The sequence below is a fragment of the Pseudomonas glycinis genome (assembly GCF_054871425.1).
This window is the reverse complement of record NZ_JBTYHF010000011.1, coordinates 188,736-210,049: the sequence shown is the minus strand read 5'-3', so window position 1 is coordinate 210,049 and position 21,314 is coordinate 188,736. Positions and strand designations below refer to the sequence as shown.

Annotated in this window: 19 protein-coding genes, 1 other RNA gene and 1 pseudogene; 11 read left to right on the top strand and 10 right to left on the bottom strand. The window is 60.2% G+C overall.

The genetic code is table 11. The features are described 5' to 3' along the window. Positions 1-68 precede the first annotated feature (68 nt). The 4 genes from mdaB to ACYSTU_RS24625 all read left to right on the top strand — a co-directional run bounded on the left by mdaB (position 69) and on the right by ACYSTU_RS24625 (position 3,453). Positions 69-659, top strand: a complete 591-nt coding sequence (gene mdaB, locus ACYSTU_RS24640; RefSeq protein ID WP_042608814.1) for an NADPH:quinone oxidoreductase MdaB — start codon at positions 69-71, stop codon at positions 657-659. Between the two features lie 126 nt (positions 660-785). Beyond that, the gene (locus ACYSTU_RS24635; protein ID WP_122610788.1) at positions 786-1,697 is read left to right on the top strand and encodes a LysR family transcriptional regulator; all 912 of its coding nucleotides are present in this window, start codon (positions 786-788) and stop codon (positions 1,695-1,697) included. 103 nt (positions 1,698-1,800) lie between these two features. Further along, the gene (locus ACYSTU_RS24630) at positions 1,801-2,694 is read left to right on the top strand and encodes an NAD-dependent epimerase/dehydratase family protein (RefSeq protein WP_499002126.1); all 894 of its coding nucleotides are present in this window, start codon (positions 1,801-1,803) and stop codon (positions 2,692-2,694) included. Positions 2,695-2,835: 141 nt separating this feature from the next. Continuing rightward, positions 2,836-3,453, top strand: a complete 618-nt coding sequence (locus ACYSTU_RS24625) for a Fic/DOC family protein (protein WP_476313032.1) — start codon at positions 2,836-2,838, stop codon at positions 3,451-3,453. A gap of 7 nt (positions 3,454-3,460) precedes the next feature. Here the strand turns inward: ACYSTU_RS24625 and ACYSTU_RS24620 are convergent, their stop codons facing one another. After that, positions 3,461-3,622, bottom strand: a complete 162-nt coding sequence (locus tag ACYSTU_RS24620) for a hypothetical protein (RefSeq protein WP_016771791.1) — start codon at positions 3,620-3,622, stop codon at positions 3,461-3,463. A gap of 391 nt (positions 3,623-4,013) precedes the next feature. Between ACYSTU_RS24620 and ACYSTU_RS24615 the strand changes: the two genes are divergently transcribed. From ACYSTU_RS24615 to ACYSTU_RS24600, 4 genes are all read left to right on the top strand, one after another. After that, positions 4,014-5,363, top strand: coding sequence for a GntP family permease (locus tag ACYSTU_RS24615; RefSeq protein ID WP_499002122.1), 1,350 nt, complete (start codon positions 4,014-4,016; stop codon positions 5,361-5,363). 16 nt (positions 5,364-5,379) lie between these two features. Next, positions 5,380-6,240 (top strand): MurR/RpiR family transcriptional regulator, encoded by an 861-nt coding sequence (locus tag ACYSTU_RS24610; RefSeq protein ID WP_122508182.1) that lies wholly within the window; start codon positions 5,380-5,382, stop codon positions 6,238-6,240. A 1-nt stretch (position 6,241) separates the two neighbouring features. Then, positions 6,242-7,699: an N-acyl-D-amino-acid deacylase family protein gene (locus ACYSTU_RS24605; RefSeq protein ID WP_499002119.1), complete on the top strand. Its 1,458-nt coding sequence runs from the start codon at positions 6,242-6,244 to the stop codon at positions 7,697-7,699. Positions 7,700-7,817: 118 nt separating this feature from the next. Then, entirely contained in the window at positions 7,818-8,186 is a 369-nt protein-coding gene (locus tag ACYSTU_RS24600; protein WP_016771789.1) for a glyoxalase superfamily protein, read from the top strand. Positions 8,187-8,469: 283 nt separating this feature from the next. Here ACYSTU_RS24600 and ACYSTU_RS24595 read toward each other — a convergent pair whose 3' ends face one another. Both ACYSTU_RS24595 and gliR read right to left on the bottom strand, forming a co-directional pair. Next, entirely contained in the window at positions 8,470-8,835 is a 366-nt protein-coding gene (locus ACYSTU_RS24595) for a DUF6124 family protein (RefSeq protein ID WP_336341873.1), read from the bottom strand. 498 nt (positions 8,836-9,333) lie between these two features. Beyond that, the gene (gliR, locus tag ACYSTU_RS24590) at positions 9,334-10,350 is read right to left on the bottom strand and encodes an AraC family transcriptional regulator GliR (RefSeq protein WP_499002115.1); all 1,017 of its coding nucleotides are present in this window, start codon (positions 10,348-10,350) and stop codon (positions 9,334-9,336) included. Between the two features lie 188 nt (positions 10,351-10,538). Between gliR and ACYSTU_RS24585 the strand changes: the two genes are divergently transcribed. The 3 genes from ACYSTU_RS24585 to ACYSTU_RS24575 are packed head-to-tail and all read left to right on the top strand — an operon-like array spanning position 10,539 to position 15,282. Further along, positions 10,539-12,143: an FAD-binding oxidoreductase gene (locus ACYSTU_RS24585; RefSeq protein ID WP_499002112.1), complete on the top strand. Its 1,605-nt coding sequence runs from the start codon at positions 10,539-10,541 to the stop codon at positions 12,141-12,143. Then, the gene (locus ACYSTU_RS24580) at positions 12,140-13,735 is read left to right on the top strand and encodes a glycerol-3-phosphate dehydrogenase/oxidase (RefSeq protein ID WP_499002109.1); all 1,596 of its coding nucleotides are present in this window, start codon (positions 12,140-12,142) and stop codon (positions 13,733-13,735) included. Before ACYSTU_RS24585 ends, ACYSTU_RS24580 begins: the two co-directional genes overlap by 4 nt. Continuing rightward, on the top strand, positions 13,732-15,282 hold the full coding sequence (locus tag ACYSTU_RS24575; RefSeq protein WP_499002106.1) for an FGGY-family carbohydrate kinase: 1,551 nt from the start codon (positions 13,732-13,734) through the stop codon (positions 15,280-15,282). The genes ACYSTU_RS24580 and ACYSTU_RS24575 overlap by 4 nt, the downstream gene beginning before the upstream one ends. Before the next feature lie 677 nt (positions 15,283-15,959). Here the strand turns inward: ACYSTU_RS24575 and ACYSTU_RS24570 are convergent. The 7 genes and pseudogenes from ACYSTU_RS24570 to ACYSTU_RS24540 form a co-directional block, all read right to left on the bottom strand. Next, on the bottom strand, positions 15,960-16,664 hold the full coding sequence (locus ACYSTU_RS24570) for a methyl-accepting chemotaxis protein (RefSeq protein WP_370593651.1): 705 nt from the start codon (positions 16,662-16,664) through the stop codon (positions 15,960-15,962). A gap of 201 nt (positions 16,665-16,865) precedes the next feature. Next, positions 16,866-17,744 (bottom strand): annotated as a pseudogene (locus ACYSTU_RS24565) (methyl-accepting chemotaxis protein); the annotation flags it as partial. Between the two features lie 282 nt (positions 17,745-18,026). Continuing rightward, entirely contained in the window at positions 18,027-18,614 is a 588-nt protein-coding gene (gene rimJ, locus ACYSTU_RS24560; RefSeq protein WP_122508189.1) for a ribosomal protein S5-alanine N-acetyltransferase, read from the bottom strand. Positions 18,615-18,851: 237 nt separating this feature from the next. Beyond that, positions 18,852-19,700, bottom strand: a complete 849-nt coding sequence (locus ACYSTU_RS24555; RefSeq protein ID WP_073473873.1) for a hypothetical protein — start codon at positions 19,698-19,700, stop codon at positions 18,852-18,854. Positions 19,701-20,015: 315 nt separating this feature from the next. Continuing rightward, positions 20,016-20,404, bottom strand: a transfer-messenger RNA (tmRNA) gene (gene ssrA, locus ACYSTU_RS24550). Positions 20,405-20,499: 95 nt separating this feature from the next. After that, a complete protein-coding gene (locus ACYSTU_RS24545; RefSeq protein ID WP_016771781.1) occupies positions 20,500-20,775 on the bottom strand; it encodes a PA2433 domain-containing protein in 276 nt (91 codons plus the stop codon). 206 nt (positions 20,776-20,981) lie between these two features. Next, entirely contained in the window at positions 20,982-21,263 is a 282-nt protein-coding gene (locus ACYSTU_RS24540; RefSeq protein ID WP_016771780.1) for a PA2433 domain-containing protein, read from the bottom strand. Positions 21,264-21,314: the final 51 nt, after the last annotated feature.

Here is a 21,314-nt window from a genome sequence, read left to right as displayed (position 1 = left end):
ATGGTTAATCTGCCGCCATTCCAATTCTTGTTTCAATCCAGCCTTGAAGGCTGCGCCGAGGTTTTCCGATGAAAAAAGTGCTGTTGCTCAATGGCGGTAAAAAATTCGCCCACTCCGATGGCCGCTATAACACCACCCTGCACGAGACCGCGCTGAGCGTGCTCGATCGCGGCGGTGTCGACGTCAAGACCACGTTTATCGACGAGGGCTATGACGTTGCCGAAGAAGTGGCCAAGTTCCTCTGGGCCGACGTGATCATTTATCAGATGCCGGGCTGGTGGATGGGCGCGCCGTGGACGGTGAAAAAGTACATCGACGAAGTCTTCACCGAAGGCCACGGCAGCCTCTACGCTAGCGACGGTCGCACACGTTCCGATGCTTCGCAGAAGTACGGCAGCGGCGGTCTGATTCAGGGCAAGCAATACATGCTGTCGCTGACCTGGAACGCGCCGCAGCAAGCCTTCGATGACCCGACTGATTTCTTCGAAGCCAAAGGCGTGGACGCCGTGTACTTCCCATTCCACAAGGCTAACGAATTTCTCGGCATGACTGCGCTGCCGACCTTTCTCTGCGTCGACGTCATGAAGCGTCCGAATATCGAGAATGATGTGGTGCGCTATGAGCAGCATCTGACTGAGGTGTTTGGCCTCAAGGCTTGAGGCTTTCAGGCTAATATCGGGGTCACAGCAAAAGATCGCAGCCTGCGGCAGCTCCTACAGGGGGAATGCATTCCAATGTAGGAGCTGCCGCAGGCTGCGATCTTGGCGATTTCAAAGAGGGAACCCGTGAAAGCCAGATCCGATGAGTTGCAGATTTTCGTCTGTGTGATCGAGTGCGGTTCGATTTCCGCCGCCGCCGAGCAGGTCGGCCAGACGCCGTCGGCCGTCAGTCGCACGCTGTCGAAGCTCGAAGCCAAGCTCGACACCACGCTGATCAACCGCACCACCCGGCGCATGGACCTGACCGAGGAGGGCAAGTATTTCTTCGAACAGGCCAAGCTGATTCTCGATCAGATGGATCAACTCGAAGAGCGTCTGTCTTCGCGCCAGCAAACTCCGTCCGGACGCCTGCGCATCAACGCCGCCTCGCCGTTCATGCTCCACGCCATCGTCCCCTACATCGACGAATTCCGGCAGCTGTATCCGGACATTCAGCTCGAACTCAACAGCAATGACCTGATCATTGACCTGCTGGAACAAAGCACCGACGTCGCCATCCGCATCGGCACCCTCGCCGATTCGACGCTGCATGCGCGTTCGCTCGGTTGCAGTCCGTTGATGATTGTTGCCAGCCCTGCCTATTTGAAGAAGCATGGTGCGCCCCGGCAGGTCGCGGATTTGAGCGAACATACGCTGCTCGGCTTCACCCAGAACGAAGGCCTCAACCAATGGCCGCTGCGCTATGTGCATGGCGACCGCTGGCCGATCAGCCCGGCAATCAGCGCTTCCAGTGGTGAGACCGTGCGCCATTTGGCGCTGGAGGGGCAGGGCATCGCCTGCCTGTCGCACTTCATGACCATCGACGACATCCGCGCCGGACGCCTGAAAGTCCTGCTCGGCGAATTCAACAGCGGCTACCGCCAGCCGATCAACGCCGTGTACTACCGCAACTCGCAACTGGCGTTGCGCATCCAGTGCTTCCTCGACTTTATCCAGGGCAAACTCGCCGCCTACGCCAGCGCCGAATTCAAAGGCTGATTCGTGATCCCTGCGCAAGAGTGAATTGGCCGAGGGCGGCTTTTTCGCCGGGTTTCATCGGCCGATACTCGCTGCATCACTTATTCACGCAGGGAGTTACTCCATGAACGTATTCGTTACCGGCGCGGCCGGTTTTATCGGCGGTTCCATCGCCACCGGCCTGGTGCAGGCCGGGCACAACGTCACCGGCCTGGTGCGCAGCGCGGAGCAGGCTGATGAGCTGAAAGCATTGGGCATGAACGCGGTAATCGGCACCCTCGATGACAGCCAATTGCTGGCGCAACAGGCCCGTGCTGCCGATGCCGTCATCAACGCTGCCAGCAGCGACCATCGCGGTGCGGTGCAAGCGTTACTCGACGCTTTGCGCGGCTCGAATAAAGTCTTTCTGCACACCAGCGGTTCGAGCATTGTCGGCGATGCTTCCGGCGGCAAATCCAGCGATGACATTTACTATGAGGACAACCTGCCGGAGCCGACTGTCGACAAGGCCGATCGCGTAGCCATCGACAACCTCGTGCTCGCAGCGGCGCAGGATGGCGTGAACTCGGCGGTGATCTGCAACACGCTGATCTACGGCCACAGCCTGGGCGTCAACCGCGACAGCGTGCAACTGCCGCGACTGCTCAAGCAGGCGCACAAAAGCGGCGTCGTTCGCCACGTCGGGACAGGGCAGAATATCTGGTCCAACGTGCACATCGAAGACGTCGTCGCCCTGTATCAGCTGGCGCTGACCAAAAACGTGCCCGGCACTTTCTACTTCGTCGAGAGCGGTGAAGCCTCGTTCATCGACATGACCACCGCCATGGCCGAAGCCCTCAATCTGGGCGAACCGCAAGACTGGCCATTGCAAGACGCCGAAGCCGAATGGGGCTATGAAATGGCCAACTACGGCCTCGGTTCCAACAGCCGCGTACGCGGCAAACACGCCCGCGACCTGCTGGGCTGGACGCCGAAGCGCACGTCGGTGGTGGAATGGATTCGTAACGAAATGGTGTGATGGGTCTTTGAACCCCGTCGGGCTTTGCTATCGATCAATTGAACGGCCGCCTTTGGGTGACCGTTTGTATTTCTGCCTTTGCGCTCGCATGTCACCCGGCTTAAGGTGCCTTGAATCATCGACAGGTCGGCAGGTTCGGGAATGGTTGATCGTTACGAGGCAGAGGGGGCACAGGGCAGTTTTCAGGCCGGCTCGGATGAGCAGGTACTGAGCAACAAGCTGGGAATCAGTGATCCTGAAGAGATGGATGATGCCGAGCTGACTCTGCTGGAAAAACTTTACCAGCAGGTTCTGATCGAGCGTTTACCGGCACGGACAATTACTGTTCAGGACTTGAGGGATTGGCATCGGTACTGGCTGGGCAATATCTATCCCTGGGCGGGTGAAATACGGGCGGTCAACCTTGGCAAAGATGGTTTTTTCTTTGCTGCGGCCCCACAGATTCCGCGCTTGTTAGAGGGGTTTGAGAAGGAATGCCTTGCTGAATTCACCCCGTGCAAACCTGATCTTGATGAGAACCTCATTCACGCCATCGCCGTAACGCATGTGGAATTCATTTTGATTCATCCATTCCGGGAGGGTAATGGACGGCTGTCCAGATTACTTGCAGACGTGATGGCGGTGCAGGCGGGCTATGTTCCGCTGGATTACAGCAGTTGGGAGCGAAACAAAGAGGCTTACTTTGCTGCGATAAATCAAGGCCTCAACTGCAACTACCAGCCAATGGAATATTGGGTCCGGCGAGCACTGTGGGCTTGAGAGAAGCCTACCTGGCCAATGCGAGGTGTTGGAATTTGCCGGATTTGGCCTTGAGCTTGCGTTCGATCATATCGACACTTTGGCCGGTCTCGATCGCTGTAGAGCTGGCGATTGAGCGGATCAGGGCGTCCTGGGTCAATTTTTTTCGGTTGCGACGTACGATGGCCATGGCGTGATCCCGGGTAATTACCTTGAGCGAGTATAGCGCTCGTTCGAAGCGTCGACATACTCGGTTCAAGAGGTCGACAGCGTTCTGCCTGGAAGGGTGCGATCAAAACTGTGGGAGCGAGCCTGCTCGCGAAAGCGGTGGGTCAGTCAGCAGAGATGTTGAATTTGAAGCGGTCTTCGCGAGCAGGCTCGCTCCCACAGAGTTAAGTGGAGATTTGAAATGCCATGAAAATCCCGCCCTCCGATTTTCATTAATCACGACACCCCATGCCCATCAGCGACACCTCTTGTCTCTCCACGAAAATTACTTTCATGTGGTTTGAAATCTCTATCTCGAAATGATTTATGAGTTTCACAACCCATTCGAACGTGACCCTTTCGAGGAGTACCGCATGACGCCTTCCCTCGGCTATTGGCTGCTTGTCTACGCCGCTGTGGCCATCATTGCGCTGATCGTATTGATCGCCCGTTACCGGCTCAATCCGTTCATTGTCATCACCCTGATTTCCCTGGGCCTGGCGCTGGTGGCCGGGATGCCGCCGTCGGCGGTGGTCGGTGCGTATGAGGCCGGCGTCGGCAAGACGCTGGGGCATATTGCGCTGGTGGTGGCGTTGGGAACGATGCTCGGCAAGATGATGGCCGAGTCCGGCGGTGCCGAGCAGATGGCGCGCACGCTGATCGAGAAATTCGGTGAGAAGAACGCGCATTGGGCGATGGTCTGCATTGCGTTTCTGGTCGGCTTGCCGTTGTTCTTTGAAGTTGGTTTCGTCTTGCTGGTGCCAATCGCTTTCACCGTGGCGCGCCGCGTTGGTGGGTCGATTTTGATGGTCGGTCTGCCGATGGTGGCCGGCCTCTCGGTGGTGCATGCGCTGGTGCCGCCGCACCCGGCGGCGATGCTCGCGGTGCAGGCCTATCAGGCCTCGGTCGGGCAGACCTTGCTGTACGCGATCGCGATCGGCATTCCGACCGCAATCATCGCCGGCCCGCTGTACGCGAAATTCATCGTGCCGCGCATTCAATTGCCGGCGGACAACCCGCTGGAAACGCAATTTCTCGAGCGCGAGCCGCGCGACAAACTGCCGGGTTTCGGCATCACCATGGCGACCATTCTGCTGCCGGTGGTGCTGATGTTGATCGGCGGCTGGGCCAACCTGATTTCCACCCCCGGCAGCGCGTTCAACCAGTTCCTGCTGTTCATTGGCAACTCGGTGATCGCGCTGTTGCTGGCGACTTTGCTGAGCTTCTGGACGCTAGGGATTGCCCAAGGCTTCAACCGCGAATCGATCCTCAAGTTCACCAACGAATGCCTCGCGCCCACCGCCAGCATCACCTTGCTGGTCGGCGCGGGCGGCGGCTTGAATCGGATTCTGGTGGATGCCGGCGTTACCGATCAGATCGTCGGCCTTGCCCATGAATTTCATTTGTCGCCACTGATCATGGGCTGGTTGTTCGCCGCGCTGATGCGTGTCGCCACCGGTTCGGCGACGGTGGCGATGACCACTGCATCAGGCGTTGTCGCGCCGGTGGCCATCGGTCTGGGTTATCCACATCCTGAGCTTTTGGTGCTGGCGACCGGCGCCGGCTCGGTTATCTTTTCCCACGTCAACGACGGCGGCTTCTGGTTGATCAAGGAATACTTCAACATGACGGTCGCTCAGACGTTCAAGACCTGGACCGTGCTCGAGACGCTGATTTCGCTGGTCGCTTTCGCGCTGACCGTCGGCCTTTCCTACCTGCTGTAACCGGAGCCCGCCGCCTATGGACATCCTCTACCAGATCCGCGCCCGCCAGGATTCCTTCAGCGCCGGCGAGGGCCGCATTGCGCGGTTGATGCTCGACGATGTCGGCTTTGCCGCCAGCGCCAGCCTCGAAGACCTCGCACAACGCGCCGAGGTCAGCACCGCTACGCTGTCGCGCTTTGCCCGCACGGTCGGCTGCCGTGACCTGCGTGATCTGCGCCTGCAACTGGCCCAGGCCAGCGGCGTTGGCAGCCGTTTTCTCGACCCGGCGGGCACGCCTGAGCAGTCGGCGTTCTACGGGCAGATCGTCGGCGACATCGAAACCACCCTGCGCCAGCATCTGGCCGGATTTGACGAATCGCGCTTCGCTGACGCAGTGAAATTACTCGGTCAGGCGCGGATGATTCACGCGTTCGGCATGGGCGGTTGCTCAACCCTGTGCAGCGATGAATTGCAGGTGCGTCTGGTGCGCCTCGGTTACCCGATTGCGGTGTGCCACGACGCGGTGATGATGCGCGTCACCGCCGCCAGTTTGAACGCCGAGCAAGTGCTGATCGCCTGCTCGCTGACCGGCATCACCCCGGAGCTTTTGGAAACCGTGGAGCTGGCGCGCAACTACGGCGCGCGCATCCTCGCCATCACTCGCGGCGATTCACCGCTGGCCGAACTGGCCGACGTCGTGCTGCCGCTGCAAGGCGCGGAAACCTCGTTCATCTACAAACCGACGGCGGCGCGCTACGGCATGCTGCTGGCCATCGACGTGCTCGCCACCGAGCTGGCGCTGGCCAGCCCTGAAGACAATCAAGAACGTCTGCGGCGAATCAAACTCGCCCTCGACGAATACCGTGGCGGCGACGATCACCTGCCGCTGGGAGACTGACATGCAGTACGACACCCTGATCCGCAACGCGCTGGTTATCGACGGCAGCAACACGCCCGGCTATAAGGCAGACGTGGCAATTCTCAATGGCCGCATCGAGCGCATCGGCGATCTGCCCGACGCCCGCGCCAGCGAAGAAATCGACGCCGCCGGCCGGGTGCTGGCGCCGGGTTTCATCGACGTGCACACCCACGACGACACCGTGGTCATCCGCCAACCCCAGATGCTGCCCAAGCTCAGCCAGGGCGTGACCACGGTGATTGTCGGCAATTGCGGCATCAGCGCTTCGCCAGTGAGTTTGAAGGGCAATCCGCCGGACCCGATGAACCTGCTCGGCACTGCCGCAGCGTTTGTTTATCCACGTTTCAGCGACTACCGCGCCGCCGTCGAAGCGGCCAATCCCACGCTGAATGTCGCCGCGCTGGTCGGCCACACGGCGCTGCGCAGCAATCACCTCGACGACTTGTTCCGCACTGCGACACCCGGCGAAATCACCGCCATGCGCGCGCAGTTGCGCGACAGTCTCGAGGCCGGCGCGTTGGGTTTATCCACAGGCCTGGCCTACGCCAGCGCCTTCAACGCCTCGACCGATGAAGTCATGCAACTGACCGAAGAACTGACGGCATTCGGCGCGGTGTACACCACCCATCTGCGCAGCGAGTTCGCCCCGGTGCTGGAGGCGATGGACGAAGCGTTTCAGATCGGCCGCCACGCGCAATCACCGGTGATCATTTCCCACCTCAAATGCGCCGGCGTCGGTAACTGGGGACGCAGTCCGCAATTGCTCGCAGCGCTGGAAGAGGCAGCGAAAACCCATCCGGTCGGCTGCGATTGCTACCCGTACGCGGCGAGTTCCTCGACCCTGGATTTGAAGCAAGTCACCGACGCCCATCGCATCACCATCACCTGGTCGACCCCGCACCCGGAAGTCAGCGGGCGCGACCTGATCGACATCGCAGGCGAATGGAAACTGTCGCTGGAAGAAACCGCGAAACGTCTGCAACCGGCGGGCGCGGTGTACTACGGCATGGACGAGGCCGACGTCAGAAGAATCCTCGCCCATCCGCTTTCGATGGTCGGTTCTGACGGACTGCCCGAAGACCCGTTCCCGCATCCGCGCCTGTGGGGCGCTTTCCCACGGGTGCTGGGCCATTTCAGCCGCGACGTCGGCCTGTTTCCGCTGCACACCGCCGTGCACAAGATGACCGGCCTGTCGGCGGCGCGTTTTGCCTTGCAGGAAAGGGGCGAGATTCGTGAAGGGCATTGGGCGGATCTGGTGTTGTTCGATCCGGCGACCGTGCGCGACGTGGCCGATTTCAACGATCCGCAACGGGCGGCGCAGGGGATTGACGGGGTTTGGGTCAACGGCGTGTTGAGTTATCGCGATGGACAGGCGAATGGGGCGAGGGCAGGGCGGTTTCTTGCGCGACAGGGCGACCTGCGCGACCACTTTCGTTAAGGATTCGTGGTGTGCGTCACAGTGATGGCACATTGCAATTAAAGAAAGCCATCCACAAGCCGATTTGCTGACATCCTCCCCGTCTACACTGTGGGGCCAATCAGTCAGGGAGCACCCCATGAGCTTCGGCAAAACCACCCCGATCCTGCGGATCTTCGATGAGGCCAAGGCTGTCGAGTTCTACGTCGATTTTCTCGGTTTCAAGATCGACTGGCAGCATCGCTTCGAAGCGAATTTTCCGCTGTATCTGCAGGTGTCACGGGGCGAGTGTGTGCTGCATCTGTCCGAGCATCACGGCGATGCCTGCCCGGGTTCGGCGCTGCGTATCGAGACCGATGAGCTGGAGGCGTTTCAGCAGCAACTGATGGCCAAGGATTACAAGTTCTCGCACCCGCAGATTCAGGCGATGCCGTGGGGGAGTCAGGACATGACGATCGCCGATCCGTTTGGCAATCGGTTGGTGTTTACCAATGCGATCAGTCTTTGAATTTAGCGCCAGAGATCAAAAGCCCCTCACCCTAGCCCTCTCCCGGAGGGAGAGGGGACCGATTGGGGGATGCTCGGGAGTTACGCCGACCTGAATGTTCTGTGCTGAATCCATAATCGAATTGAATGCATGGCGTCGAATCCATAATCGACTCGGTCTTTCAGGTCGACGGACAACGCAAGACAGCTGGGTCGGCCCCCTCTCCCTCTGGGAGAGGGCTGGGGTGAGGGGCAACCCCTGACACCCCACAAAAACCAGCCCACACCAAATTCCTCAAAAACCCTCAATCAGTCGGCACCAACCGATCCAGCACCCGATTCACCGCCATCTCCGCGACCATCACAATCTGCGCAATGCCCTGCAACGTCTTGCGTTGCGAGCCGTTCACCAGCCCCGCCTGATCGTTGAGCATCACCGTCGCCGACCCTAGTGTTTCGCAGGCGTCGGCCAACAGCGATTCGTTGTCGGCGTCGGGATTGGCCATGTACAGCGTGTTGGACTTGTAGGGCGGGGCCATGAATTCGGCGCTGGATGGGCCGAGGTAATGGTCGAGGGCGCGGTCGGCGGCTTCGTGGAATTTCTTCGATTCGGCGGATTCGTAGGGGGATGCCGAGTCGGTGGGGGGCGGGTTTGGGGTTACTTTGAACATATCCAGATCCTCATTTTGGCTGGCCACCGCTTTCCTACTAAAGAAAGTGGAGGCAGCTGTGCGCAGGTTAGTAGACCGGGGATCTGGGAAACCGGCGCGCCCGAGAGCGCCCTGCGCACAGCCACCATAAAGCTCAGGCGAGACCTGACTGTCTGATGAACGATGCACCCCAAATACTCCGGGCTACTAAACCCGATCACTGATAGGCAGTGACGCAATCACAGTAGCGATGAGGTCTGGGGCGCACAAGCCGGCGGATTCTGGCGCAGGCGTAGGCAGCGGCGCAAGGAATTGTGGGTGGTTTCGCTGAATGTCTGGCGATTTTAAACAGTTGAAGGGAATCGTGTTTATTGCGCGATTTATATGGCGGAAATTTACGGCGCTGCCGATGACGCCATCGCTGGCAAGCCAGCTCCCACAGTGTCCGAGTTGATCACTATATCTGTGGCTTGCACCGAACCTGTGGGAGCTGGCTTGCCAGCGATAGGGCCATCAGCATCACCGCCGATTCCGCAACCGAAACTCCCCCGGCGGCATCCCGCGCCAGCTCTTGAACGTGCGATGAAACGAGCGCGGTTCGGTAAAACCCAGATACTGCGCAATGTCCTGAACCGGCAACGTGCTATTGAGCAAGTAGTGCTCCGCCAACTCCTGACGCAGCTCATCGAGAATCTGCTGATACGACGTCCCGACCTGCTGCAACTGCCGCTGCAACGTGCGCACCGAGACGCTGAGCTGCTCCGCCACTTGCTCCTTGCGCGGCAAGCCCTCCTTGAGCAAACCGCGCAGGATGTTTTTCACCTGCTGCGCCAGCGACGCATCTTCCAGCGTCGCCAGCAAACCCATCGCGTGTTCTTCCAGGGTTCGCAGCAATTGCGCATCGGCCTGGCGCAGCGGCAACTGCAAATAATCCAGCGGCACCACCAGCGCCGAATACGCCTGATCGAACCGCACCGGGCAACCGAAAAACGCCTCGTACTCCGCCTGCGTGACCTCATCCGGCCGCGCATGCTCCAGCCATACGCAGGCCGGCGACAGCTGCGTGTCGGCGATCCAGCGCGCATAGTGCAGCCACGAACCGAGCACGTTTTCCACCAGATGCCGACGAATCCGTGGCCGCTGGTAACGGCAGGTCCAGATCAGATGCACGTGCTCGCCCTGCACCTCCGCGCGGCTGACGCCCATATCGCCGACGAGTTTTTCGAACGGCATGATCCGGCTCATCGCATCGCCCAGCGTCGCGCAATTCATGGTGATGTAACCGAGCACGCTCCAAGAATTGGGCAGGACGAAATTCGCCGCATGCAGCCCGAACAACCCATCGCCCGAGTGCTCGCAGAAATAATCCAGCAAGCGCTCGTGAACCTCGCCCGGCAGGCGCAAGGTGTTGTCGCTCAACTGCTGCGCCTGCAACCCGGCCGCCGCCAATGCAGGCTCGATGGCCATGCCCAACTGTTCGGCGTGACGCAGGTATTTGAGCAGCGGCGGAACGGAAGTGAAGCCGAGCGATGGCATGGTCGCGGTCCTTTGATCGACGGCGCGTGAGCGAATGAATGCCGCAAGGTAAGTGGATTGCCCGGCGAAAGTAAATGCCCGGACGTTTGGCGCCATTGGCTACAGGTTATGGCCCGATGCGACCGTGACAGATCTCCAGTGCTGACTAGTATGCAAGCTTGATCCAACGGCAGAAAAAGGACACACGCATGCGACGCTGGAACGGCTGGGGAGAGGCAGGCACGGTGGTTGAACTGCCGGCCCAGGGCGCGACATTTCTCCACGAACGCCTGGGCGCTGGCCGGGCATTGCCCGATGCGACCCTGGCAGCGGCGTTGGCGCAAGTGCCGACCTCGCGTCTGGTGCCACATCGTTTGTACAGCGTCGATACTCACGACCGCCTGTTGCACGCGCGCGGCCAGAGCCTGCCGGACTGGCTGGCGTTGCGCGAAGGCGCGTTGGGTACTTATCCCGATGCCGTGGCGTTTCCCGAAACCGCCGAGCAGATCCGCCAATTGCTCGCGCTCGCCCATGATCAGGATCTGTGCCTGATTCCCTATGGCGGCGGCACATCGGTGGCCGGACACATCAATCCGCCAAACTCCACGCGGCCGGTGCTGACGGTGTCGCTGGCGCGGATGAATCGCCTGACCGATCTCGACGAACAGAGCCTGCTGGCGACATTCGGCCCCGGCGCCAGCGGGCCGCAAGTCGAAAGCCAGTTGCGCGCGCGCGGCTACACGCTGGGGCATTTCCCGCAGTCGTGGGAGCTCTCGACCCTGGGCGGTTGGGTGGCCAGCCGTTCCAGTGGTCAGCAGTCGTTGCGCTACGGGCGGATCGAGCAATTGTTCGCGGGCGGCACCCTGGAAACGTTCGCCGGGCCTCTGCAGATTCCGACGTTTCCGGCGTCGGCGGCTGGACCGGATCTGCGTGAAATGGTGCTCGGTTGCGAGGGCCGTTTCGGAATCATTTCCGAGGTCAAGGTGCGGGTCAGTGCGTTGCCGGCGGACGAACGTTTCTACGGTGTGTTCCTGCCCGACTGGCCGCACGCGCTGCAAGCAATCCGGCAACTGGCGCAGGCGCGCGTACCGCTGTCGATGCTGCGTCTGTCCAACGCGGTGGAAACCGAAACGCAACTGGCGCTGGCCGGCCATCCGCAGCAGATCGCCTGGCTGGAAAAGTACCTCAAGCTGCGCGGCGCCGGCGCCGGCAAATGCCTGCTGACCTTCGGCGTCACCGGCAATCGGCAGCAAAACGCACTGTCACTGAAACACGCGCGCCAGCATCTGAAAGCCTTCGGCGGCGTGTTCACCGGCACCCTGCTGGGCAAGAAGTGGGCGCAGAACCGCTTCCGCTTTCCCTACCTGCGCGAGAACCTGTGGAACGCCGGTTACGTGGTCGACACCCTCGAAACGGCCACCGACTGGAGCAACGTCGATCACTTGCTCAGCCTGATCGAAAACAGCCTGCGCGATGCCCTGGCCGCCGAGGGCGAGCGCGTGCATGTGTTCACTCATCTCTCGCACGTTTACGGCGAAGGATCGAGCATTTACACCACTTACGTGTTTCGCCCGGCAGCCGACTATGCCGCGACGCTGGCGCGCTGGCGGATGCTCAAACACGCGGCCAGCCAGACCATCGTCGACAACCACGGCACCATCAGTCATCAGCACGGCGTCGGCAAGGATCACGCGCCGTACCTGTTGCGGGAAAAAGGCCCGCTGGCGATGCAGACGTTGCAGGCGCTGAGTGAACATTTCGACCCGGAAGGGCGCCTCAACCCGGGCACGTTATTGCCAGAGTCGCGGCCATGACGGCGAACTGGAATGCGCAGTGGCGCGAGCAGATTCTGCCGACGCTGGCGGATGACACCTGGGACCTGATCGTCATCGGCGGCGGCATCAGCGGTGCCGGAATCGTCCGCGAAGCCGCGCGCCGGGGCTGGCGTTGTCTGCTGCTGGAGCAGCGCGATTTCGCCTGGGGCACCTCCAGCCGATCATCGAAAATGGTCCACGGCGGTTTGCGTTACATCGCCAAGGGCCAGTGGCGCCTGACCCGCGATTCGGTGCGCGAGCGTCAGCGCCTCCTCGACGAGGCGCCGGGGCTGGTCGAGCCGATGAGTTTCATGATGCCGCACTATCGCGGCGGCTTTCCCGGCCCGCGCGTCATGGGCGGCCTGCTCTCGGTGTACGACGCGCTGGCGGGGCGGCGCAACCATGGTTTTCATGACGCCGAGCAACTGCGTTTTCTCGCCCCGGGGGTGAAGGAAAACGGCCTGCTCGGCGGCAGCTGTTTTGTCGATGCCCTGACCGATGATGCGCGGCTGGTGATGCGCGTACTGCGCGAGGCTCGGGCCGATGGCGCGGTGGTGCTCAATGGTGTGCGGGTCACGCAACTGCTGCGTGAAGGCGGGCGCGTGTGCGGGGTTCAGATCGAAGATGGCGAGGGCGGCGCCACGCTGCAATTGCGCTCTGGCGTGCTGGCCGTGGCTACGGGCGCTTGGGCTGAGCGCTTGCGTCCCGTTGAGTCAGCGAAGCAATTGCGACCGTTGCGCGGCAGTCATCTGTTGCTGCCGGGCTGGCGTTTGCCGGTGGCGCATGCGTTCACTTTTCTACATCAGCGCGATCGGCGCCCGGTTTTCGTGTTTCCGTGGGAGGGCGCGACGGTGGTCGGCACCACGGACCTCGATCACCGCGAAGATCTCGACCACAGCGCGCGCATATCCAGCGACGAACTCGACTATCTGCTCGCCGCTTGCCAGCAGCAATTTCCCGGCGCCGAAGTGGGCGTCGACGATGTGCTGTCGACCTGGTCAGGCGTGCGTCCGGTGGTCGGCAGCGCGGCGGGTGCGCAGCAGGACAAACCGTCCAACGAAACCCGCGAACATGTGTTGTGGCAGGAGCCCGGTTGCGTGACGTTGGCCGGTGGCAAACTGACCACATTTCGCCCGCAAGCGATCGAAGTGCTCAAGGCGTGTGCGGGGATGCTCGGGCGTTCTTTTGTCGATGACGGCGCGCAGTTGTTCGCCGCTGTGCCGCCGCTGACAATTGCGGGACTGAGCGGCAATCAATGGCGGCGCTTGGCCGGACGTCACGGTCGAGACCTGCCGAGGCTGGCGCAATTGCTCGGTGAACTCGGTCTGGAAACGGTTGGCGCCAGCGATACGTTGTGGGCCGAACTGGCGTTCGCCTGCGAGGCGGAAATGATTCTGCACCTGGATGATTTGTTGCTGCGCCGCACCCGTTTGGGCCTGTTGCTGCCGCGCGGTGGCGAGGACTATCTTCCCGCGATTCGCACGCTCTGCCAGCCACGATTGGCCTGGGACGATGAGCGCTGGCTAGCGGAAATTCAGCGTTATCGATTGTTGTGGCTGCGCGATCACGGCTTGCCGGAGATCACCCCATGAAATACCTATTAGCGATCGACAACGGCACTCAGAGCGTGCGCGCGTTGCTCTTCGATCTGCAGGGCAATCTGCTCGGCAAAGGCAAAGTCGATCTGCAGGCGTACTACTCGACGCAACCCGGTTGGGCCGAGCAGGACCCGGAATATTACTGGGCGAAACTCGGCGAGGCCTGCCAGCAACTCTGGCAGCAGACTCGCATCGACCGTGCGCAGATTGCCGGCGTATCCCTGACCACCCAGCGCGGCACAGTGATCAACGTGGACGCCAAGGGCAAACCGTTGCGCCCGGCAATTGTCTGGCTCGATCAACGTCAGGCCGAGGTCGAGGGCGGCATCAAGGGGCCGTGGGGCTGGCTGTTCAAACTGGTCGGCGCCAAGGCAACGGTGGATTACTTTCGCGCCCAGGCCGAGGCCAACTGGATCGCCCGGCATCAGCCCGAAGTGTGGGCGGCGACCGACAAGTTTTTGCTGCTCTCGGGTTTTCTTACTCATCGCCTGTGCGGACGCTTCGTCGATTCGGTCGGCTGCTGCGTCGGTTATCTGCCCTTCGACTTCAAACGGCTGAAATGGGCGGCGCCGCATGACTGGAAATGGCAAGCACTGGCGGTGCGCCCGGAGCAGTTGCCGACCCTGCACAAACCCGGCGAAACCCTCGGCTACATCACAGCCGAAGCCGCCCGGCACACTGGCATTCCCGAAGGGCTGCCGCTGATCGCGGCGGGCGCGGACAAGGCCTGCGAAGTGATCGGCTCCGGCGTGGTCGATGCGCGCACCGTGTGCCTGTCTTACGGCACCACCGCGACCATCACCAGCACCCGCTCACGCTACCTGGAAATCGTCCCGCTGATCCCGCCGTATCCTTCGGCCGTGCCCGATCAGTACAACTGTGAAGTGATGATCTATCGCGGCTACTGGATGGTCAGCTGGTTCAAGAACGAATTCGGCCTGCGCGAGATGCAGCAGGCAAAAGAGCAGGGCATCGAGCCGGAGCAACTGTTCGACGCACTGGTCAACGAAGTGCCACCGGGCTCGATGGGCCTGATGCTGCAACCCTACTGGTCACCGGGCATCCGCGAACCGGGCGTGGAAGCCAAAGGCGCGATGATCGGCTTCGGCGACGTACACACCCGCGCGCACATCTACCGGGCCATTCTCGAAGGCCTGGCCTACGCGCTGCGCCAGGGCATGGAGAACATCGAACGGCGCTCAAAGGTCTCGATCCAGCGCCTTCGCGTCGCCGGCGGCGGCTCGCAAAGCGACGCCGCCATGCAACTGACCGCCAACATCTTCGGCCTGCCGGCAGAGCGTCCGCATGTGTATGAAGCGTCCGGGTTGGGGGCGGCGATTTGCTGTGCGGTGGGGTTGGGATTGCATCGGGATTTCCCATCGGCCATTGCGGCGATGACTCGGGTGGGGGCGGTTTTCACACCGCAGCCTGAGGCGCAGAAGGTTTATGAACAGTTGTACAGAGAGGTGTATTTGCGCATGTATCGCCAGCTCAAACCGCTGTATCAAAGCATCCGCAAAATCACCGGGTATCCCGAATAGTCCTGACACCCTAGACCCCTGTGGGAGCGAGCCTGCTCGCGAATGCGCAGTGTCAGTCAATGATGATCTGAATGACCCACCGCTTTCGCGAGCAGGCTCGCTCCCACAGGAGGTCGGCGGTCTGCTCAAAATCTGAGTGCACACAAATCCAAATGTGGGAGCGAGCTTGCTCGCGAATGCGCAGTGTCAGGCAACGTCGATTTGATTGACCCACCGCCATCGCGGGCAAGCCCGCTCCCACAGGGGTATTGCGGTGTGCTCAAAATCCAGCGAGCCACACAAATCCAATGTGGGAGCGAGCCTGCTCGCGAAGGCGCAGTGTCAGGCGACGTTGGTTAGACTGACCTGACCCACCGCCATCGCGGGCAAGCCCGCTCCCACAGGGATTTTCGGTGAGCTCAAAATCCGATGAGCCACACAAATCCAATGTGGGAGCGAGCCTGCTCGCGAAGACGGAGTGTCAGGCAACGTCGATTTGATTGACCCACCGCCATCGCGGGCAAGCCCGCTCCCACAAGGGATCTGCGGTGTGCTCAAAATCCTGTGACCCACACAAATCCAGATGTGGGAGCGAGCCTGCTCGCGAAGGCGCAGCGTCAGGCAACGTCGATTTGACTGACCCACCGCCATCGCGGGCAAGCCCGCGATTCGGTTTCAGCCTCAGCGCAAAACCAACATCAAACGCGGAAGTGGCTGACCATCTGCTGCAACTGACCACCCAACCGCGCCAGTTCAACACTCGACGCTGCCGTCTCATCACTCGCCGCTGCGGTCTGCTCGGACACGTCGCGGACGTTGATGATGCTGCGGCTGATCTCTTCGGCCACGGCGCTTTGCTGTTCGGCAGCGGCGGCGATCTGCTGGTTCATCGACTGGATGTTCGACACCGTGCGGGTGATGTTTTCCAGCGAGGCGCCGGCCTTGCGCGTCAGGGCGACGCTGCTGTCGGTCAGCGCGCGGCTGTTGTTCATCACTGCCGAAACCTGCTGGGTGCCGTTCTGCAGACCGGCGACCAGACCTTCGATTTCCTCGGTGGATTTCTGCGTGCGTTGAGCCAAACCGCGCACCTCATCGGCCACCACGGCAAACCCACGCCCGGCTTCACCGGCACGTGCCGCTTCAATCGCGGCATTGAGCGCGAGCAGGTTGGTCTGTTCGGCAACAGCCTTGATCACGTCCATGACGCTGCCGATCTTGTCGCTTTCCTGCTGCAGCACGCTCATCGCTTCGGTCGAACGCACCACTTCGCTGGCCAGACGCTCGATTTGCGCGATGGCCTCATTCACAACCTTGTCGCCTTCACGGGCCTCACCATCCGCCGCAGCGGCAGCTTGCGACGCTTCCTCAGCATTACGCGCAACTTCCTGCACCGTGGCAGTCATTTCGTGCATGGCAGTGGCGACCTGATCGGTCTCGACCTTCTGGCTGTTCACACCGGCGCTGGTCTGCTCGGTTACGGCCGACAACTCTTCGGCGGCGCTGGCAATCTGCGTGACGCCGTCGCGGATGCCACTGATCAAATCACGCAGGGTCACGCCCATGCGCGCGATCCCTTGCTGCAACACGCCGAGTTCGTCGCGACGGGTGACGGTGACGTTCTGAGTCAGGTCGCCGCTGGCGATGCGCTCGACCACGGCCAGGGTTTCCTGCAACGGCCGGGTGATCTGACGGGTGATGATCACCGCCGCAATCACGCCAACCAGCAGCGCCAGCAACGTACTGATCAACTGGAAGGTGCGCGCCTGAGCGCTTTCAGCGTCACGGCGATCAAGCTGGATCTGATACAGCTGCTCGCTCAGGGCGACGATGGTGGTGCCCTGATCGGTCATTTCCTTACGCGCCTGCACGGCATCGGTGTTGGCGTTCTTGTACGCCATCAACGCGCTGCGATAGCTGCTCAGCGCGGTTTCCAATTGGCGCAAGGCATCCTGCTGAGTCGCGGCAAATTGCGCGTTCAGCGGCTTGAGACTGGCGATGGCCGCGTCGATCTGGCCGACGGCTTTCTGCTCGGTCTCGGCGTTGCTGGTCGCGGTGTAACCACGCACTTCATAGCGCGCTAGGATGAACGCTTCCTTGGCCGCAGTAACCGCCTGGAACTGCTCGAAACGCTGATCGCTCAACTCCAACTGCTGCACACGCTGGCTGATCGATTCGATCAGGTTGTATGCGCTCTGAGCGTTGACGCTCATGGTGTCGCGCGCGCTGTTGCCGGTGCGATAGGCGTTGCGCATTTTGTTCAGCGAGGTCTGGTATTCAGCGATGGTCGCGGCCTGCTGCTTGAGCAGTTTGACGTTCTCCGGACTCTTGAATTTGCTGATCAACGCCTGCTGCTGAGCGGCGAAACTTTCCAGGGTTGTCTGCACATTCTGCGCGGCGGTTTCGTCGCCGTTGGTCAGCATGTATTGCAGGCGCACCACGCGCAATTTGGTCAGGCCAGCGTTGAGCTGGGTGATGTCGCTCATCCAGTTGCTGCGGTCGATCAGGCCGCCGAGGCTGGTCCAGCCGGTCAGCGCCAGAACGCAGGTCAGGGCCAGCACCAGGCCGAAGCCCAGGCCGAGTTTCATGTTCACGCTGATGTTACCGAACCAGCTATTCATGCAAATCCTCCAGAAACGTTGGGTTTCTTGGTCGTCAGTTAAGCTGGAAGATTGTTGTTCTTTTGAGCCAGCAGGGGTGTTAGCAGGTCTGTATCGGCCGCAAACCCGAGAGCTGAAAGGATTTTTGTCTGACAGATTTAGCGCAACTCAACCCAGGCGCCGCGACCAGCGCTGATCCGGCGCCTCGAACCCCGGATTGACTAGCGCCGTCAGCACATGATCCTGCCAACGCCCGGCGATATTCAGATATGCCTTCGCATAGCCCTCGCGCTCGAAACCCAAACGCTCAAGCAAACGCGCACTGCGCTCATTGCCCGGAATGTAATTGGCCATGATCCGATGCAGATTCTGCACATCGAACATATAACCAATCCCCGCCTCCAGCCCCTCCTGCATCAAACCCTGCCCCTGATGCGCCTCATCAATGTGATAACCCAAATAACACGCCTGAAACGCCCCACGAATAATCCCGCTGAAATTGCACGCCCCGATCATCTGCTGACCGTCCGGCGACAGTAGCGCGAAATGCATGGCTAACCCGGCTTCGAAAGCGCTGGCCTGGATCTCGAGGCGACGGCGGATGTTGGCGGTGGAGAAGTAGTCGGTGGTGCGGATGGGTGACCACGGGGCCAGGTGGCGGAGGTTGCGCTGGTAGAACGCGCTTTCGAGCTCGGCTTGATCGGGGGAGAGGATGGCAAGGGTCAGGCGCGGGCAGGGCAGGGATAACAGCGGCATCGAGCGCTCCTTGGCGAGGGATCTGCTGGCAGAGTCGCGCATATGGTGGGGAGCGGCAAGATATGGAGAAGCCGAGGCGAAAAAAAGCCCGCTAGGAGCGCGGGCGAACCGTAGTTTCTTGAATGAGCGAGTGGACTTTACAGGCTGTCCCGGTTGGGCGCAGTGAAGAAAAATTCATGTCGCTTCTGCCAACCGGGTTGGTGTCCCGCCAGTCGATCTTCAGTGCACGATGAAATATCAGCGCCCATAAAGCACCGTATTCATCAACGCATTGACCTGATTTGGCATGGTGTGGATGAACCAGTCGAAAGCAAGACCCGAGGTCAGCAGGTACGCGAGAACCAGCAGGATGGGCATGAAGATGATGTTTTTGCGCAGATTGGCGTACTTGCGGGTTTTTCTGGAAAGCCATGGTTCGTGAGTGCCGTTGTTATTGGCATGTGCGCCCGCAACGATGAAGTAGGTTGAAAAAAGCATCATCCGCAGACTTGTGTAAATAAGCAGGATCACGCCCGACAGGTGCAGCAAAAACCAATGCATATCCAGCAAGACGAAATTTTCCTTTATCCCCGTCAGTCCCTGCTCATTGATGATTCGCTGGCCGTTCTGGAAATTTGGCGGCGCCTGTGTGGGCATAAAAGCTTCGTCGGTGACATACGTCGCGGCCACGCAAAATGCCAAGCAAAACAAAAGCGCAACGACCCACTTAATGCCCGCGAAGAAGCTCCGGTAAAGGCTATGCAGGGTTCCGCCAGCCCATAGGGAAATAGTGAACAGCGTGACCCAGGAAAGCAGGTTGAGTATTTCAACCCTGAAAAACAGATAAATGAGTCCGGCAACCAGCAGCAGCATGCAGATGAACGGAGTCATATCCTGGCTTGTGCTGGCCGCGTTTACGCCCGGCGGTGGATTGACCACCGTATTGAAGGTCAGGTTTACCGAATGGCCCGGCTGATTGGCGGATTGTGGAGAATCGCCTTTGAGTACCCGATCCAGAATGGCTCCCAGAATCAGGCCGAGGATGGTGAAGAACGCCGATATGTAGATATCGACTTCCTTGGATTGGATCGTTTCGATGAAGCTCATGGTTTATTGCCTTCCTTGTGCAGGTTGAGTTTCCACATGCGAACCGGTTTTCTCTGCGAGGCTTCCAGCCAGCCGCGGAATGGTAAGGGGATGGCTGTGGTTTTGCTATCACACAAGCGCACTCGCCTTACAGCCAAACTGGTTTCGTTAAATTGGAGATGAGCCAAAGCGGTGCCGCAGCCCCCAGCGTCCTCTTAGTACGCTTCGAACATTCACAGCCACCGGCAGGCTTGAGAATGTGAAGGAAATGGGCGGCCATTCGACTAACCCCAGATGCGACAAAGCCCGCACTGGGCGGGCTTTGTCGTTGAGAGTTGGTGGAGCCGGGGGGATTTGAACCCCCGTCCGCCAGTACTCCGCTGTCGGTACTACATGCGTAGCCGTGTCTATTAAGTTAACCCTCAGCGACCCGACGGGCAGGGTGCTTTGGGCGAGTTGTGTAAGTTTTAGCCGCTTCGTCCACAACGTACTGCACGGCGATTCTGTTCTATATGACAATCATTTCGGGTTTACAGACATCCCCTGATGATTGCTGGACCCGAAGGTACCAGGAGCATTGTCAGCTGCAATTAAGCAGCGAGAGCAACACCGTATTGGTCGTCATTGGCAACTATAAGTAGTTGCAACAGTGGATTTACGACTTCTGTTACCAAGTCGGCATGCACCTAGAGTTTCGCAACCGGCGTCGAATCCTAAACGGCCCCGAACTCATTGCCCGGTGAATCTGTTCGGGCAACAAGCGTGCACAGTGTACGTCAAAACGCTTGGCAGGCCAACCCGAAGGTTGGCCTGCGCGACATCAGTTACGCGTCGGGTTACGGATCTGCATCTTGCTGATGATGCCGTTGGTAACCTCGATGCATTCCTTATCGTTGCCGGACGCCTGGGCCGCAGTGGCTTTTTCCTGTGCTTCCTTGATGTTATTCATGGAGCTTTCAGGAAGGGACGGCTGGCTGGTGACGAAGTCTTTGATGCTTTGAAGATTCCCGGCACAAAGGTCTTTGTCGGCCGCGAACACCGGCGAGGCCAGAAGTGCACCAGTGATAAACAATCCAGCAATTGCAGAATGCTTCATGGGTATCTCCTTGAACGATGGGGGCTCGGTGCTGCCGGACGGTCTGGCCGCGATGCCGAGGTCAAGACAAGCGAGGTCAGTATAGGACCTGTCTGGTTGACCGCTTCGCTGCGCAGGAATTCGGTTTTATTTGCAACGAATGTCAAATGGCCAGATCGGTCGACCAGGTGTCGATGCAGCCGACCTGTAAAAGGTCGGCGCATGAATCATTTTTTGGTGTCACCGGTAGCGTTTTGAATGTCCAGCAGGGTTTGCTGGGTTTCAGCGAGGCAGTCGTCAATCTTGCCTTGTGCTTTCAGGGCGCGGGCTTTGCTGACACTGGCCGAGACGCGCGCATTCAGATCCGGTGACGTCTGGTATTGAGTCTTGGCGCTATCGATTCTCTGCAGATTGGCATCGCACAAATCGGCGGGTTTTTCAGCGGCGAACGAAGTGGACGCCATCATCGAGGCAGTGACAAACAGACCTAACATTACAGAGCGGTTCATGTGTATCTCCTTGAACTGAGGGTTCAGACTTCGCTGACCGTTGAACAGGCC